Below are 15,674 nucleotides of genomic sequence, written 5' to 3'. Positions count from 1 at the left end.
GGGCCGGCAGGCCCCTTTTCTCGTTTGTGGATAGATATCGATGGCCGATAACAACAAGAAGATTGCGGTGCTGGGGGCCGGTCCCGCCGGTCTGATGGCCGCCTGGCGCCTCTGCCAGGCCGGCTTTGCGGTCACCCTGTTCGAGCAGGAGCCGGTCGTGGGCGGCATGTGCGCCACCCAGACCTTCCAGGGGCGCGACGGCGAGTATCGTTTCGACTACGGCGGTCACCGCTTCATCACCAAGAATCCCGAGCTGCTCGCCTTCATCGACGAGCTGATGGGGGACGATCTGCTCCACGCCGAGCGAAAGAGCGTGATCCGCTTTGGCGGGCGCACCTATGACTACCCCCTCAATCTGCCGAATCTGCTGAAGACGGCGCCGCTGGCCCTGATGGCCGGTGCGGTGAAGGATCTGCTGCTTCTGCCCTTTGCCAAAAAGCCCGAGGATTTCGCGAAAGCCAGCTTTGCCGAGTGGATCCAGAGCCACTTCGGCCGCACCCTCTACCGCCAGTTCTTCGAGGGCTACACCGCCAAGCTCTGGGGCATCAACCCGGACCAGCTCTCCGCCGACTGGGCCGGCCAGCGCATCAGCCTGATCGATCTCAAAGACGTGGCGCGTCGCCTGCTGCCAAGGCGCAACGGCAGCATTTCGGTGCGCACCTATGCCCGCAAGTACCGCTACCCCAAGTACGGCTTCGGCCAGATCTTCACCACCCTGGGGGAGCGGCTGGTGGCAGAAGGCGTGGCGCTCAAGACCGGCGCCACCATCACCCGCCTCGAGCAAGCTGATGGCCGCGTTGAACGGGTCTATTGGCAACAGGAGGGAATTGAGCAGAGCGAGCGCTTCGATCAGGTGATCTCCACCCTGCCGCTGCCGCTCACCTGCCGGCATCTGGGCTTGCCGTGCGATCTCCAATACCGGTCGCTGCGCTTCGTCAACATGCCGCTTAAAACAGAGAACCTGTCGGACAACACCTGGCAGTACCTCTCCGACCCCCATATCCTGGCCACCCGCTTGCAGGAGCCGCGTCGGCGCAGCCCCTTTATGGCGCCGATGGGGCAAACATCCGTGATGCTGGAGATCCCCTGCAACCCGGGGGATACCACCTGGCAGGCGCCGCTCTCTGATCTGCGCGGCCGGGTCACTCAGGATCTGGCGAGCCTCGGCGTCGATACCCAGAAACTTGGTGATGAGACCTTCGAGGCGCGCAGCGAATACGCCTACCCCCTGATGGATCTGGGCTACCAGGCCCGCCGCAATGAAGCCATCCAGGCCCTGATGCCCATCACCAACCTCATCATGACCGGCCGTCAGGGGACATTCCGCTACATCTTCACCGACACCGCCATGGAGATGGGGCTGATGGCCGCGGACATGGTGATCGACGGGGTAGACAGACGCCACGCCATCTATAACCATCGCAACGAAAATACTGTGATCGAGACCCAGAGTGTGGCCTGAGCGGCCGCGCCATTGGCATAACCTCTTGGCATAAGTAAGGAGAACAGGATGACCATACGCCCGGGTTTACTCGCCCTCACCCTGCTGTTGGCCCTCAGCGGACAAGCGCAGGCTTACTCCTACGCCGCAGCCGGCAAGGAGCCGCTGATCGACGCCCGCGAGCAGTTGCTGACCGCCGCCAGTGACGGCCAGGATGCCAGCGAGACCCTCAAGGGGATCGCCGAGGAGCTGGCCTACCTGGAGGAGCATCACAAGGTCGAGCTGCAACAGCCCCTGGCCGCCGCCATCCAGGCCAAGGATGCCGACGCCACCGCCGCCCTGCTCAACCGCGCCTACAAGGCGGAGATCGAGCGCCGCCTCGAGGGGGCGGCCCAGAACCTCGGCGACTACCAGACCGCCAAGGTGCTGGTGGTCAAGAGCAAGCGCTTCCTGGATCTTATCCTCCCCTCCCTCAATGAAGGGGATCGCAAGGCCGCGGATCAGGCGCTGGCCAGGGTGCTGGATGCCATCGGCAACCCGGGAGTGTTCGGGGTGGGGGCCAAGCCCGCCGACCCGGCCGCCTTTAGCGATGCCGAGAAGGCGCTGATGGCCGTGCTGGCGCCACTCTGATGGCCACCAGCCAACCACTGCGCCACCTCGCAATGACAAACGGCGGGTTTCGCTGCGCGCTACCCACCCTATGCACGGACTGCCGATAGATGCCCCCGGACGCCGGTTTGCCCCCTTCCCCCCTGGCGGGAGAAGGGGGGCATCATCAGGGTCTATTACGCTTCGCTAATCGACCCTACCTGCTGATCCTGCTGCAACTGGCCTGGCTTGGCTGGCTGCTCGCCTTTCCGGTGGCCCTCGATTCCGACGATGCCCTGAACTTTGCCCACGGGGTGGTGCGCTTCAGCGTGCTGGAGTTCTCCCCCCACTTCCCGGGCTACCCCGCCTTTATCTGGCTGGCACGGTTGATCAACCTGTTGATAGACGATCCGGCCCGCGCGGTGCAGTGGGCCAGCCTCTTGGGCACAACGCTGATAGCGCCCCTCGCCGCCGGGCTTGCGGTGAGGTTGTGGCAACGGCCAAGCCTGCTGGCGCCGGTCTGGGTGCTGGTGCTGGCCCTGCCGCTCACCCCGACATTGGCGCTTTCCGGCCTCTCGGACGGGCCGGCACTCGCCGCCTGGCTCGGGACGCTGCTGGCCTTGCAGCATCGCAAAACGGCGCTGGCCGGCCTGCTGCTGGGGCTGATGCTGGCCCTGCGCCCCTCCTACTTTGTGCTGGCCCTGCTGCCGCTCTGGTTCGGGATGGCGCAGAAGGGAGAACGGTTCAAGTTTCTGCTCCCCGTTGTCCTGGTCGGGCTAGCCTGCCTGCTGTTTGTCTGGCAGGCCGATGGCTGGGCCTATTTTGCCGAGGGGCGGCGCTTTACCGGCGGCCACTTTACCCTGTGGGGCAACACGGCGGCGGCCCATGGCGATCGGCTGCTCAGCTGGACCTTGACCCTGAACAGCCAGTTCACCCTCCTCTGGCCCCTGGCGTTTGGGTTGCTGCTGGTCCCGCGCCGGCAAACAGAGAGAAAGCACCAGCCTGTCTGGACGTTGGGCTGGCTTGCCCTGCTGCTCTGGACCCTGTTTGGCCAGAATCCGGACAATCCCCGCCATCTGGCGCCCATCACACTGCTCGGCCTGGTGCTGCTGGCGGGTAAATTGCCGCGCCGGGGCGAGCTGCCGGCCCTGATCTGCGCCCTCTTGCTGCTGCTGACGACCCTGACCCCGCCGGCGGCGCCCGCCATGACCCGGGCCACCCGGCTGGCGGAGCAGGCATGCCCGGCGCTGGTGACCCAGTGGGGGGTGAGGTTGCTGCGAGAAACCACGGCCCTGCCCGTCACCGACGGCTGGTACGGGGGAGATGCCAGGCTCGCGCAGGCCAAGGGGGCATGCCGCCTCAGTCGGCGCCCCCTCGATGCCCATGAGTGGCCCGCCCCGAGCCGCCAGATCTGGTTTGCCCCCCGATTTCACGCCGAACCCGGCCTCTGGCTCGCCCTGCCCCGCTGACCCCCGCCATGGGGCGTTCCAGGGGGCCAGCTGCCTCGGCTACACTCACTGCGCGGACGCTGACAGGGAGAAGAGGCATGAAGGGCGACAAGGAGTGGGTGTGGGTACCCCTGGTGCTGACGCTGGCCAGCGCACTGCTGGTCCTGCCGCTCTGGTTGCAGGGGGGCAGTCGGGGGCACGATCTCTTCCACCACCTGCTCTCCGGTCACTACTTTGCCCAGCAGCTGTGGCAGGGGGAACTCTACCCCCGCTGGCTGATGGCCATGAACGGTGGCTTTGGCAGCCCCACCTTCTTCTTTTATCCTCCGCTTCCCTACTATGTCAGCGCCCTGCTTGCAGGACCCGGCGCCCCGGCCCAGCAGGCCATCTATCCCCTGCTCGGCAGCGCCACCCTGGCCCTGGTGCTCTCCGGCGGGTTTGCCTATCTGTGGCTGCGCAGCCTAGCCCCGCCCGGCCGGGCTCTCGTGGTCAGCCTGCTCTACCTGGCCCTGCCCTATCACCTCGCCATGGATCTCTACGCCCGCTTTGCCCTGGCAGAGTTCTGGGCCTTCGTCTGGGCCCCCCTCATCCTGCTCGGCCAGGATCTTGCCCACCGCGGTCGGCGCCCGGGGCTGCCACTGCTGATCTTCGCCCTGGCGCTGCTCGCCTTCTCCCACCTGCCCAGCCTGCTGCTGATGATGGGATTGGTGAGCCTGCGAGCCCTCTGGTTCGCCTGGCGCGGTCGCACCCTGCGCCCCTGCTGGCAGGCCCTCGGCGCCCAGGGGCTGGGGCTCTGCATGGCGGCCGCCCTGCTGCTGCCCGCCCTTGCGGATCAGGGGGCCATCTCCATGGAGATGATGCGAAGCGGCATGTTCGACTATCAGCGCAACTTCCTCGACCGCCTGCCCACCGCCTGGGACGACTGGCGCTTTCGTGGCCATCTGGCGTGGCTGAGCGTGCTCACCATGGCCCTGCTGCTGCTCGCCTGGGCCGCCGCCCGCGAGCCACGCCACCCCGAGCTCCTCTGCTGGGGAGCCATCGGGGTCGCCGCCTTCCTGATGATGCTGCCCCCGAGCCAACCGATCTGGAGCCTGCTGCCCCCCTTGCAGCGGGTGCAGTTTCCCTGGCGGCTCAACCTCCTCCTGGCCCTCGCCACGGTCGCCGTGGTGGCCCTGGGCACCCCGCCCCAACGCCTCTGGCAGGGGCTCTGGTGGGGTGTGCTCCTGCTGACGCTGCTCTCCAGCCTGGCCTATGTGCGCCACGCCCCCCTCACCCAGTCCCCCACCCGGGAGGCCATGGCGTTCGAGTTCGACAGCAAGCGCAGTGCCCGGGAATACCGGCCACGGCAGGTGCCCGGCGGCATCTTCGCCCCCAGCCTGCTGGCCTGGAAGGAGGAGTTCCAGCCCCCGGTGAGCGCCGATCCCCCCGGCGCACGCTGGACCCTGACCCACTGGCAACCCAGGGCGCTGGCCCTGGCGGTGAGCACCCGGGTCCCGACCCGGATCGTGCTGCACCAGTACCACTATCCCGGCTGGCAGGCCTGGCTCGACGAGAGCCTGAAGTTGACGGTGAGCGCCACCCCCCAGGGGCTGATGCAGGTCTGGGTACCGGCGGGCAGCCACACCCTCACCCTGAGGCTCGCCCCACGCTGGCCCGAGCGGGCGGGCAATGCCCTCTCGCTGCTCGGGTGGCTGGCCTGGCTCCTGCTGCTTCGTCGCCCCGCCACCGGAGCTTCACCCTGGCAGGATGAACCTGCCCAGACCCGCCAAAGCTGATAGACTGATCTCCTGCTCCCTTGGCCTCTTGCCCACGACACGGAAACCCTATGCCTCAAGCCAGTCCCCTCTCCCCCCGTTTCCTCTTCATTCTGCTCGGTGCCCTGGCGGGGCTGACCCCGCTCGCGGTGGACATGTACCTGCCCGCCATTCCCGCCATCGCCCGGGATCTGGCCACCAGCATCGACGGCGCCCAGCTCACCATCAGCGCCTTCCTGGGGGGCTTTGCCATCGGCCAGCTCTTCTACGGCCCGCTCGCCGACAGCTTCGGCCGCAAGCCGGTGATCCTGGCGGGGCTGGTGATGTTTGCCGTGGCCTCCGTGGGCTGCGCCATGGCGGACTCCCTGCCGGAGCTCCTGACCTGGCGGATGTTGCAGGCCGCCGGCGGGGCCGCGGGCTCGGTGGTGGTCAACGCCCTGCTGCGGGACCTTTTCGAGAAGGATGCGTTCTCCCGGGCCATGTCCTTCGTCATCCTGGTGATGACGCTCGCGCCCCTGGTTGCCCCCGTGGTGGGCGGCTACATCAGCGCCCACAGCGACTGGCGGGTGATCTTCTGGCTCCTGGTGGTCATCAGCCTGCTCATCTGCGGGGTGATGCAGTGGAAGATCAGGGAGACCCTCAAGCCCGAGCACAAGCAGCCCCTCAAGCTCGGCCAGGTGCTTGGCAACTACTGGGGCGTGCTCACCCATCGCGGCGCCATGGGCTATGTGCTGTGCGGGGCCCTGTCGAGCTCCGGCATGTTCGCCTTCCTGAGCGCCTCCCCTTACGTCTACATCGAGTATTTCAAGGTGCCGACCGAGCACTACGGCTGGCTGTTCGGCCTCAACATCCTGCTGATGATGGTGGTCACCTTCGTCAACAGCCGCCTGGTGAAGGGAGTGGGCGCCGAGCGCATGCTGCAATACGGCCTGCTGGTGCTGCCGCTGGCCGGGGCCCTGCTCATCTACAACGCCTGGAGCCAGAGCGGGGGCCTCTGGGGCATCGTCATCCCCGTGGTGCTCTTCGTCGGCCACATCAGCCTGGTGGGGGCCAATGCCATGACCGGCCTGATGGGGCACTTCCCCCAGTCCGCAGGCACCGCCTCGGCGCTCGCGGGCACCCTGCGCTTTGGCATCGGCGCCCTGGTGGGCATACTGGTGAACCTCAATCCCCCTGAATCCCCCCTGCCCATGGCCATCGCCATCGCCAGCTGCGGTCTGGGCTCGGCGCTCAGTTACTGGCTGCTGACCGGCAAGCGCGCCGCCTGAGGGCCCCATGAATGACAAAGCCCTGTCCATGGACAGGGCTTTTTTTTGTGTTCGCTTTCGTGTGCGTGGCCCTCAAGAGTCCGGTGACAGTCCACTTCGCACCAGGATCTCGCTCTCCAGCCCATCCAGGCTCCGCTGGTTCTTCTTGCGCCAGTAAGCCTCTATCCCCTCCCGGCCCTGGCGCTCGGACCAGTTGGCGAGATCCTCCCTGTCCCCCTGGTACTCAAACAGGGGCACCGACATACCGCAGGAGGCCTGGACGCGTTCGATATCCAGCAGGAAGATCTGGCGGGCCGCGACGCTTGGGGGGAACAGCGCCAGCGACGACGCCCACTCCGGGTCCCCCCGGTGCAGCACCCGCGCCCGGCCATAGGCCCGCAAAATCAGCGGCGCCCCCTCGAAAGCGCAGAACATCACCGTCATGCGCGGGTGTTGCAGCACATGGGACGCCGACTCGTTGCCGCTGCCGGTCAGGTTGAGCCAGGCCAGGGTGTGGGCATCGATGACGCGCAGCGAGTCCCCGCCCTTGGGGGAGACATTGACCGTCCCCTCCGCGGCCGCCGTGCCGACGAAAAAGATCTTCTGCGCCTCGATGAAGGCCACATGGCGCGGCGAGAGCGCCTCGAACAGTTGTCCCATCTTCCCTTTCTCTCCCTGGTCACGACATCAGAACAGGGCGCTGTTGAGCCACAGATGCGCCCCTATGCCGACCATATAGCCAAGCAGTATGGCGGGCAACCACTTGAGGTGGCCGACGAAGGTATACATGCCCCTGGCCTGCCCCATCAGGGCTACCCCGGCCGCCGAACCGATGGAGAGCAAACTGCCCCCCACCCCGGTAGTCAGGGTCACCAGCAGCCACTGCCCCGTGCTCATCTGCGGCTCCATGGAGAGGACCGCATACATCACCGGGATGTTGTCGATGAGGGCGGAGAGCAGGCCGATGACCACGTTGGCCAGGGTCGGATCCCCCTGGTAAAGCAGCTGGGAGGCGAGCACCAGATAGCCCATGAAGCCGAGCCCGCCGACACACATCACCACCCCGTAGAAAAAGAGCAGGGTGTCCCACTCCGCCTTGGCTATCTTGTTGAACACATCGAACGGCACGATAGAGCCCAGGCGCAGCAACCTGGCCTCGTCACCGGTGCGCGCGTACAGCGCCCGCTCCCGGGCCAGGGTGACGGGCTGCGTCTTGCGCAGGTAAAAGCCGAAGAACTGCAGGTAACCGAGCCCCATCATCATGCCGAGCACGGGGGGCAGCGCCAGAAAATGATGGCAGGCGACCGCGGTCATGATGGTGAGCACAAAGAGCAGCACTATGGTGAAGGCCCCGCGCCTTGGCACCACCACGTCCCCCGACATCTCGGGGACGTGACGCGGCACCATCAGGCTCATCAGGGTGGCCGGTACCAGGAAGTTGAGCAGTGCCGGCACGAACAGCAACAGAAACTGCTCGAAGGGCACCTTGCCCGCCTGCCACACCATCAGGGTGGTGATGTCGCCGAAGGGGCTGAAGGCCCCGCCCGCATTGGCCGCCACCACGATGTTGATGCAGGCCAGGTTGATGAAGCGGCGTTCCCCGTTGGCCACGTTGAGCACCACGGAGCACATCAAGAGCGCCGTGGTCAGGTTGTCCACCACGGGAGAGATGAAGAAGGCCAGGATCCCCGTGAGCCAGAACAGGGACCGCAGACTGAGCCTGGCCCGCACCAGGCGGGCACGCAGGGCATCGAACAGCAGCCTGTCCTCCATGGCATTGACATAGGTCATGGCCACCAGCAGGAAGAGCATCAGCTCGGCGTACTCCAGCAGCGTCTGGCGAAACCCCGCCTGCGCCAGCGGACTCTGCCCCTGCCCGGCATAGGCCACGCCGATGACGATCCAGATGATGCCGGCCGCCACCAGCACGGGCTTGGACTTGCGCAGCTTCAGGTACTCCTCCGCCATCACCAGGCCATAGGCCAGGGCGAAGATGGCGAGGGCGAAGAGGCCGGCGCCGGTGTGCGTCAGGGGCAGAGGGCCGCCGTCGGCAAGCGCGGGGCCACAGAACAGGGCAAACCCGGAGAGGGGGGAGAGGCGCAGGAGTCCAGACATGGGTGCTTCTCTTGAGAACCGTCTGGCATTGAGGCTAGCAGCGAAGAGGGAAGACGCCCTCCCCGCCATGGTGGTGGCCCGCGCGGGGTGGGCGCTCACACAAAGGAATGCCGGGCCCGGCGGCGGGCCCCGTCATCAGGGTGACTTCTTGCCGAACCCGGATTGCTTGAGGGTATAGCCGGCGCTGTTCTGCCAAGCGTCCAGGCCGCTGCGGTTGTTGCCCGCCACCAGACTGGCGGCCAGGCTCGGGCTGTTGAACAGCTGATCGGCGGTGAAGAGGAAGCCCTGGCCGTGGGGAGTGAGCACCCCCTTGCCCAGCAGCTCCTGGCGCAGCTCGATCACCGCCTCGCGCAGGGAGGCCGCATCCTCGCCGTTGGCGGTGGAGCCCGCCTGCACCATGAAGCCGGGGTTCTGGCGCTTGCCCACCGGATAACCGTGGGCCTCGGCCCCCTTGCCGTTGAAGTGGTAGAGCTCGCGCTCGCCGGGCTTGTTGTCGGAGAGCGCCTTTTGCAGGGTCATCAGCTCGTTGTAGATATCGATGGGGACCACGGCAGCCTGCTTGGCGCCCTTGCTGTCGACGATAAAACTGACTTGCTTGTGTAACATCCTTGCTCATCCTGTGACCCATGGAAGGCCCTATTCTAACCACCACTGGCGAGCGGGATCCAGCAAGGATCCGCTTCCCTTTTGCAGGCGCGATCACTAACTGGCATAGTGACTGACATTGTGAAAGCCATTGGCCATCAAACGGTTATCCCATGCTCAGCCTGCGTAATCTCAGTAAATGCTTCGACAACGGCGGCGAGACGCTCCCCCTGTTTGCGGGGCTGGATCTCCAGCTCGCCCCGGGGGAGGCCTGCCTGCTGCTGGGGCAGAGCGGCTGTGGCAAGTCCACCCTGCTGAGCCTCATCGCGGGCCTGCTGCCCCCCGACGAGGGGGAGGTCTGGCTGGGGGAGACCCGCCTCGACACCCAGCCTGTGGACGAGCGGGCCCGGCTGCGCGGCCGACACTTTGGCATCGTCTATCAGGACTTCAACCTGCTGCCGACCCTGACGGTGGAGGAGAATCTCTGCCTGCCCCTTGCCATCAACCAGCTCCCCCGCCATCAGCCAGAGATTGACGCCCTGCTGGCGCGCCTCGATCTCGCCCACAAGCGCCACGCCTGGCCGGAGCAGCTCTCCGGCGGTCAGCGCCAGCGGGTCGCCCTGGCCCGCGCCCTCATTCACAAGCCCCGGTGGCTGCTCGCGGACGAGCCCACCGGGAGTCTCGACGAGCACAACGCCGAGCAGGTGATGGCCCTGATGATGGCGGCGGTGCGGGGCACCGGCGCCGGCCTCCTGCTGGTGAGCCACAACCCCGCCTATGGCGCCCTGGCGGACAGGGTGCTGCGCCTGGAAGGGGGCCGCCTGATCGAGCTCAAGGGGCGCCGCCATGACTGACGCCCGCCACGGAGCGCTGTGATGTTGCCGCTGCCGCTCAAGGCGCTGCTGCGCCTCTATCGCGCCCACCCCTGGCTGCTCTTGATGAGCCTGACCGGGCTCACCCTGGGGGTCACCCTGGTGGTGGCCATCGAGCTCTTGAACCACAGCGCCCGCACCAACTTCGTCGCCGCCCGCAGCCAGCTCGCCGGGGAGGCCAACTATCGGCTGGCGCCGAGCGGCGGGCTGGATGAACAGCTGTATGTGACGCTGGTGCGAAGCCAGCCCGACCTCAACGCCATGCCAGAGCTGCACGCCTGGCTCAAGGATGAGCAGGGGCGCAGCTTCCAGCTGCTGGGGATGGATCTCTTCAACCCCGGCCCCTTGCGCCGGCTGTTTGGCGCCGCGCCGGACAAGGAACCCACCTTCTCCCTCACCCGCGCCGACAGCGTCTGGCTGGCGGCCCCCGAGGCCAGACGGCTTGGCTGGCAGCCGAGGCAGTCCAAGACGTTTCTCCTAAGCGAGGCCTCGCCCGATGGCAAACGGGGTGAGCGAGCGCTGACCCTCACCCTGGCCGGCACCTTCGAACCCGGCGCCGTGCCCATGGAGCGGCTGCTGGTCACCGACATCGGCCTCGCCCAGCCCCTGCTTGGCAAGGCCGGCCGGCTCGATCGCATCGTCTTCAAGTTAAGCGAGCAAGAGGCCACAGCCTTGCAGACCTCCCTGCACGCCTATGCCCCCAATCAGCCCCTCTGGCTTGAGCCCATCAGCCCGGCGCTGGACGCCAGCCAGCTCGGCGATGCCCTGGCGCTGAACCTCACGGCGCTCTCCCTGCTCGCCATGGCGGTGGGGCTCTTTCTGGTGTTCAACGCCCAGCGCTTCGTGCAGAGCGTGCGCCGCCCCCAGCTGGCCCAGCTCATCATCCTCGGCATGCCGCCGCGCCGGGTGCTTGGCTGGCTCATCCTTGAGCTCTTGATCCTCGCCACCCTTGGCACCCTGCTCGGGCTGCTGCTGGGGAGCCTGCTGGCCCTCGCCCTGATGGGGCAGATCACCCAGGCGCTGGCGGATCTCTATGGCCCCAACCCCATCGACCTGCTGCGCCTCTCCCCCGCGAGCCTTGGCAAGGCGCTGGTGCTCGGCTTGGCTGGGACGCTTGCCGCCAACCTGCCCGGCTGGTGGCAACTGCTGCGCCAATCCCCCCTTGAACTGCGGGACGGCAACAGCCGCCCGCCAACCCACCCCTGGCGCAGGCGAGCCTTGGCCATCGCCATCCTGCTGCTCTGTGCGCTCTGTCTGTGGCGGCCAGAAACCGGCCTCACCGGCGCCCTCTTCGTCGCCGGGGGCTGGCTGCTCGCCATGGCGCTCGCCCTGCCCGATGTGCTGCGCGCCGTGCTGGGACGGCTGAGAGCCCGCCCCGGCGGCCCCCTTACCGCCCGGCTCGCGGTGGCCGAGACCCAATACCATCTGGATCGCACCGCCATCGCGGTGATGGCGCTGCAACTGGCCATCGCGGCGGCCATCGGCATCGGGGTCATGGTGTCGAGCTTTCGCTCGAGCGTGGAGATCTGGCTCGGCCAGCGTCTGGCCGCCGATCTCTATGTCAGCGCCCCCAGAGGGGTGGCAGGCAGCAGGGGCTCCCTGAGCGAGCAGACTCTCAACACCATTCTTGCTGCGCCGGACGTGCGCGCCGCCTCCCGCCGCGCCGTGCATCCCGCCCGCTGGCAGGGGCAGCTCATCGAGTGGGCGCAGTTGGACTTTATCCCCGAGCTCAAAACCGCCTATCCGCTGCTGGCCGGGCGCTGGCCCGCCACCCCCGACGAGGTGCTGGCGAGCGAACCGCTGACGGTGCGCCTCGGGGTCAAGGTGGGCCAGCGCCTCGAGGTGAGTGGCGAGCAGGGGTCGCGAACGTTCACCGTCACCGGCGTCTATCAGGATTACGGCAGCGACAAGGGGCAGATACTGCACGCCTTCGAGGACGGGGCCGTGCAATCCCTCGCCCTCTTCAGCAACCAACCGGAGCGCCTCGCCGATCGCCTGCGGGCGCAGTTTGGCGAGCGGGTGAACCTGTTGCCCGCCCCCGCCATCCACGCCGCCGCCCTCAGGGTGTTCGACCAGACCTTCGTGGTGACCGAGCTGCTGAAATTGCTGATCCTGGGGATCGCCTTCGTCGGCATCGGCTCGGCCTTCATGGTGCTGGGGCTGGCCCGGCGCGGCGAGTTGCAGACCCTGCAGAGCCTTGGCCTGAGCCCCCGCCACTGCCGCCGGCTGCTGGTGTGGCAGGGGGCGGGGTTGGGGCTGCTCACCGCGATCCTGGCCCTGCCGGTGGGCTATGGTCTTGCCTGGGTGCTGATTGAGGTGGTCAACCCCCGCGCCTTCAGCTGGCGGCTGGCCTTCGAGGCCGCCCCGCTGCACGCCGTCACGGCGCTTCTGCTGGCGCCGGTATGCGGCGCGATTGCCTCCTGGTACGCCGCAAGGAGAGTGGTATGAAAACATTCAATATCTGGTGGCTGGCGCTGCTCTGCACCCTGTATGGTACCGGGATCCGTGCCAACGATCTGGGCGCCATCCTGGGTGGCAGCAGCTATCACTTCAAAAAGGCACTGCCGGGTCACTCCATCAACCTGCCCGTGGATCACGGTGCCCACCCCGACTACCGCTCCGAGTGGTGGTATCTCACCGGCAACCTGAAAGACGATCAGGGGCGCGACTACGGCATGCAGTGGACCCTGTTTCGCCAGGGTATCGAGCAACAGATAAAAACGGACAACCCCTGGCTCACCCCCCAGCTCTGGCTGGCCCAGTTCGCCATCACGGATGTGAGCAAAGGCAGCCACCAGCAGGACGAGCGCACCAGCCGCCAGGGGCCGGGCCTCGCCGGTGCCAGCGGCGGTCAGTATTGGCTGAAAGACTGGGTGCTGGCCTCTCAAGGGGAATCCCTCTTTCCCGCCACCCTCAAGGTGCAAAGCAAGGCGGGGGATCTTGATGTGAAGGTGAGCGCCGCAAAGCCGGCGGTGCTGCAGGGCAAACAGGGTTACAGCGAGAAGAGCCCGGGCAACGCCTCCTTCTACTACTCCTACCCTCGCCTGACCATAACCGGCACCCTGACCCTGGATGGGGAGACCCGCAACGTCAGCGGTGAGGGCTGGTTTGATCACGAGTGGAGCAGCTCGGTATTGGCCCAGTGGCAATCGGGCTGGGACTGGTTTTCGCTCCAGTTTGAAGATGGCCGCGAGCTGATGCTGTTTCGCCTGCGCACCAAGGCAGAGCACACTGAGCCAGAAAACCGCTACGGCATCCTGATTGAACGGGACGGCAGCAGCCGGGTGCTGAACCCAGAGCAGCTCCGCCTCACCCCCGGCAAGACCTGGCGCGGCCCCAAGGGGCAAGCCTACCCCATCGAGTGGCAGCTTAAGGCCGCTGATTTGAATCTCGTTATTAAGGCGCGTCAACCCAATCAGGCCATGACGGGGCGCTTTGACTACTGGGAGGGGGCGGTGTCCGTCTCGGGAGATGCCAAGGGCGTCGGTTATCTGGAGATGACCGGTTATTAAGATGAGTCATGACATTATTTAACAAATGTGTTCCCTAGCTAGTTGCCAAAAAAATACCAAGCACATATATATAAAATAGCACTTCATCTTCATAAAACATGATAGCGTCTTATGAATGCATATCCTACAAACGTCATTTAATCACCAAGAAAACATATTAAATCATTTATAGATTCACTTTAAAAATTAACGCCACAAGAAAATATAACAATCCTCCAGTAACAAGGAAATGCGTTCCTAACAAGTTACTGTGGATATAATAACATGGATAGCATATTTTTCCTCTTGACCAAGGCCACAACAATAGTAATATATATGGGCTCATGTAATAAGGATAAATTCTTTGGTGAGGTAAATATATGATAAAAACCAATGGAGTTATAAATGAAAATAACTAAAGCCAACCTTATTTTTTCAATTCTTATTTTCGCATTTTATTTATTATTGGCTTATGTATCATCTAAGCCAGTTGACTTTCAGAACATAATATTAGGGTTACTTGGCTCCGCTATTATCCCTCTCATGCTAAACAATAATATTACGGATGTACTATTCTATTTCACTAAAAGATATAAATTGAGAAGGCGTATTGAAAATGAATTAAATAATTCTGGCAGCATAAACAATAATGAGCTAGAAAAAAATCTAAAAAAAATTTTTAATGACTTCTTTAACAAGAATGGCTTAGATAAAAAGTTTATTGAAACCGCTACAAGTTATGAGTGTGCTGCATTAATGTTTGCCCTACAAAATGAAAAAGAGCCATTCAATATTTCCACTCAATTATCAGTGAGCGATTTTAAAAAAATCGCTCATGATGCATCAAAGAACCAAGTCTATAGATATTTATTACTCTCAGATTCGTTGAAAATGATAGGTTATGATGATATAGAGAAAATTGAGCCTATTTATGACAATGAATATGCAATAGGAAGTGAACTTAAAATAAAGTCAGATAGTGAGTTTTACAAAAGATTATTGTCTACTGTACAAGATGAAGTGATCATATTCAGCACTACATCACAAATATCATCCGACATAATAAAAATCATAAATAATCACCACAGGAATGTTTCTAAAATATCACTTTACATCTGCAGCCCTTTAATAAAGAAAGATTCAGCTATAGAGAACATGTTCTCTGAATATAATAACCCTATCTTTGCAACCCCCCAAATGCAGTTTATTGAAAATCCTGATGGTTCGATTAACATTAATATTGATGCAGTCAGACGTGTACTTAAAATAACCAGCTCAATTAAAAGTCTTATTTATATCTCTAAAGAAAAAGAAATTGAAGTTGAAGTTAATCTATTCAAAAAGCAATACCCTGGCTTGAAATTAAAAATATTAAAAAAGAAGAAGTATATACAGATACAACCTGGCAACTTATCTTACGCAAATAACCTCTATAGATTTGGAGTGGAGACAGACTCATCACAGTTATTTGACAGTGTTTTACACAGTGTAGATAAATATCGCACTTCAAATGATTTTATTGAAACACTTAGACTAACTCCAGACGATATTATTAAGTTCGAAAATGAAATTTTATCAGAGTTAAGTTTATGGTTATTAGAACATGGTGTTATTCCCGACAACATATTATTAAATAAAGAAAGATTAATGACAAAAATTGATGATATAGATGCATCACTGTGGATTGACTCTATTATACAGGCCGTTCGCATTGCGAGGGATAATGTTAGGGTTAATTTAAATATCAAACAACCAGATTCAGAAGATATCCACATAATAAAATATGATGATAAACAAGATAATGGTATTTATGTGGGAACCAACTCAGAAGGAAAAGCCTATCACATCACAGTTGCAGCTATTCTTATACATGATGAAAAGCTGCTTATGATAAAAAAAGCAGACCCTGCTTATGGACACAAATTTAGCATTATTGCAGGACATTTAGAAAATGGTGAAAGTCCATATGTTGCACTATTGCGTGAGGTGAAAGAAGAGTTAGGGATAACCCTAAGAGAATATATGTTCATTAAGAAAGAAGTTGGTGTTCCAGACCTTTGTAGATATGGTTTAAGCTTGCATGATTGGTATGTATTTAGCTCAAGTGAATTTGTTGATATTAATAAAGTCGTT

The 15,674-nt window shown here is 61.9% G+C and carries 12 protein-coding genes; 9 read left to right on the top strand and 3 right to left on the bottom strand.

What is annotated here, in order from left to right; all coding sequences use genetic code 11:
* Nucleotides 1-40 precede the first annotated feature (40 nt).
* The 5 genes from J9885_RS06180 to J9885_RS06160 all read left to right on the top strand — a co-directional run bounded on the left by J9885_RS06180 (nt 41) and on the right by J9885_RS06160 (nt 6,499).
* Entirely contained in the window at nt 41-1,462 is a 1,422-nt protein-coding gene (locus J9885_RS06180) for an FAD-dependent oxidoreductase (RefSeq protein WP_210548457.1), read from the top strand.
* A 48-nt stretch (nt 1,463-1,510) separates the two neighbouring features.
* The gene (locus tag J9885_RS06175; protein WP_134696796.1) at nt 1,511-2,071 is read left to right on the top strand and encodes a hypothetical protein; all 561 of its coding nucleotides are present in this window, start codon (nt 1,511-1,513) and stop codon (nt 2,069-2,071) included.
* Between the two features lie 179 nt (nt 2,072-2,250).
* Entirely contained in the window at nt 2,251-3,498 is a 1,248-nt protein-coding gene (locus tag J9885_RS06170) for a hypothetical protein (RefSeq protein ID WP_210548921.1), read from the top strand.
* Between the two features lie 77 nt (nt 3,499-3,575).
* Complete coding sequence (locus tag J9885_RS06165; protein ID WP_246876800.1) at nt 3,576-5,252, top strand: hypothetical protein; 1,677 nt, start codon at nt 3,576-3,578, stop codon at nt 5,250-5,252.
* 50 nt (nt 5,253-5,302) lie between these two features.
* Complete coding sequence (locus J9885_RS06160) at nt 5,303-6,499, top strand: Bcr/CflA family multidrug efflux MFS transporter (protein WP_210548456.1); 1,197 nt, start codon at nt 5,303-5,305, stop codon at nt 6,497-6,499.
* A gap of 72 nt (nt 6,500-6,571) precedes the next feature.
* Here the strand turns inward: J9885_RS06160 and J9885_RS06155 are convergent, their stop codons facing one another.
* The 3 genes from J9885_RS06155 to J9885_RS06145 all read right to left on the bottom strand — a co-directional run bounded on the left by J9885_RS06155 (nt 6,572) and on the right by J9885_RS06145 (nt 9,199).
* Complete coding sequence (locus tag J9885_RS06155) at nt 6,572-7,138, bottom strand: pyridoxamine 5'-phosphate oxidase family protein (RefSeq protein ID WP_210548455.1); 567 nt, start codon at nt 7,136-7,138, stop codon at nt 6,572-6,574.
* A 27-nt stretch (nt 7,139-7,165) separates the two neighbouring features.
* Entirely contained in the window at nt 7,166-8,593 is a 1,428-nt protein-coding gene (gene nhaD, locus J9885_RS06150) for a sodium:proton antiporter NhaD (RefSeq protein ID WP_210548454.1), read from the bottom strand.
* 135 nt (nt 8,594-8,728) lie between these two features.
* On the bottom strand, nt 8,729-9,199 hold the full coding sequence (locus J9885_RS06145) for a DUF4357 domain-containing protein (RefSeq protein ID WP_043761280.1): 471 nt from the start codon (nt 9,197-9,199) through the stop codon (nt 8,729-8,731).
* Nucleotides 9,200-9,351: 152 nt separating this feature from the next.
* On the opposite strand from J9885_RS06145, the gene J9885_RS06140 reads away from it, so the two are divergent.
* The 4 genes from J9885_RS06140 to J9885_RS06125 form a co-directional block, all read left to right on the top strand.
* Nucleotides 9,352-10,032, top strand: a complete 681-nt coding sequence (locus J9885_RS06140; RefSeq protein WP_210548453.1) for an ABC transporter ATP-binding protein — start codon at nt 9,352-9,354, stop codon at nt 10,030-10,032.
* 21 nt (nt 10,033-10,053) lie between these two features.
* Nucleotides 10,054-12,498 carry an FtsX-like permease family protein gene (locus tag J9885_RS06135; protein WP_210548452.1) on the top strand — a complete coding sequence of 815 codons (2,445 nt, stop codon included), beginning with the start codon at nt 10,054-10,056 and terminating at the stop codon, nt 12,496-12,498.
* The gene (locus tag J9885_RS06130) at nt 12,495-13,562 is read left to right on the top strand and encodes a lipocalin-like domain-containing protein (RefSeq protein ID WP_210548451.1); all 1,068 of its coding nucleotides are present in this window, start codon (nt 12,495-12,497) and stop codon (nt 13,560-13,562) included. Before J9885_RS06135 ends, J9885_RS06130 begins: the two co-directional genes overlap by 4 nt.
* A 384-nt stretch (nt 13,563-13,946) precedes the next feature.
* On the top strand, nt 13,947-15,674 hold a 1,728-nt coding region (locus J9885_RS06125; protein ID WP_210548450.1), incomplete at its 3' end, for an NUDIX hydrolase.

This window comes from Aeromonas sp. SrichE-2G, assembly GCF_017939565.1.
GTDB classification, from domain to species: domain Bacteria; phylum Pseudomonadota; class Gammaproteobacteria; order Enterobacterales; family Aeromonadaceae; genus Aeromonas; species Aeromonas taiwanensis.
Note: the sequence above shows the minus strand (reverse complement) of the source record. Positions and strands in the feature narration are given on the sequence as shown.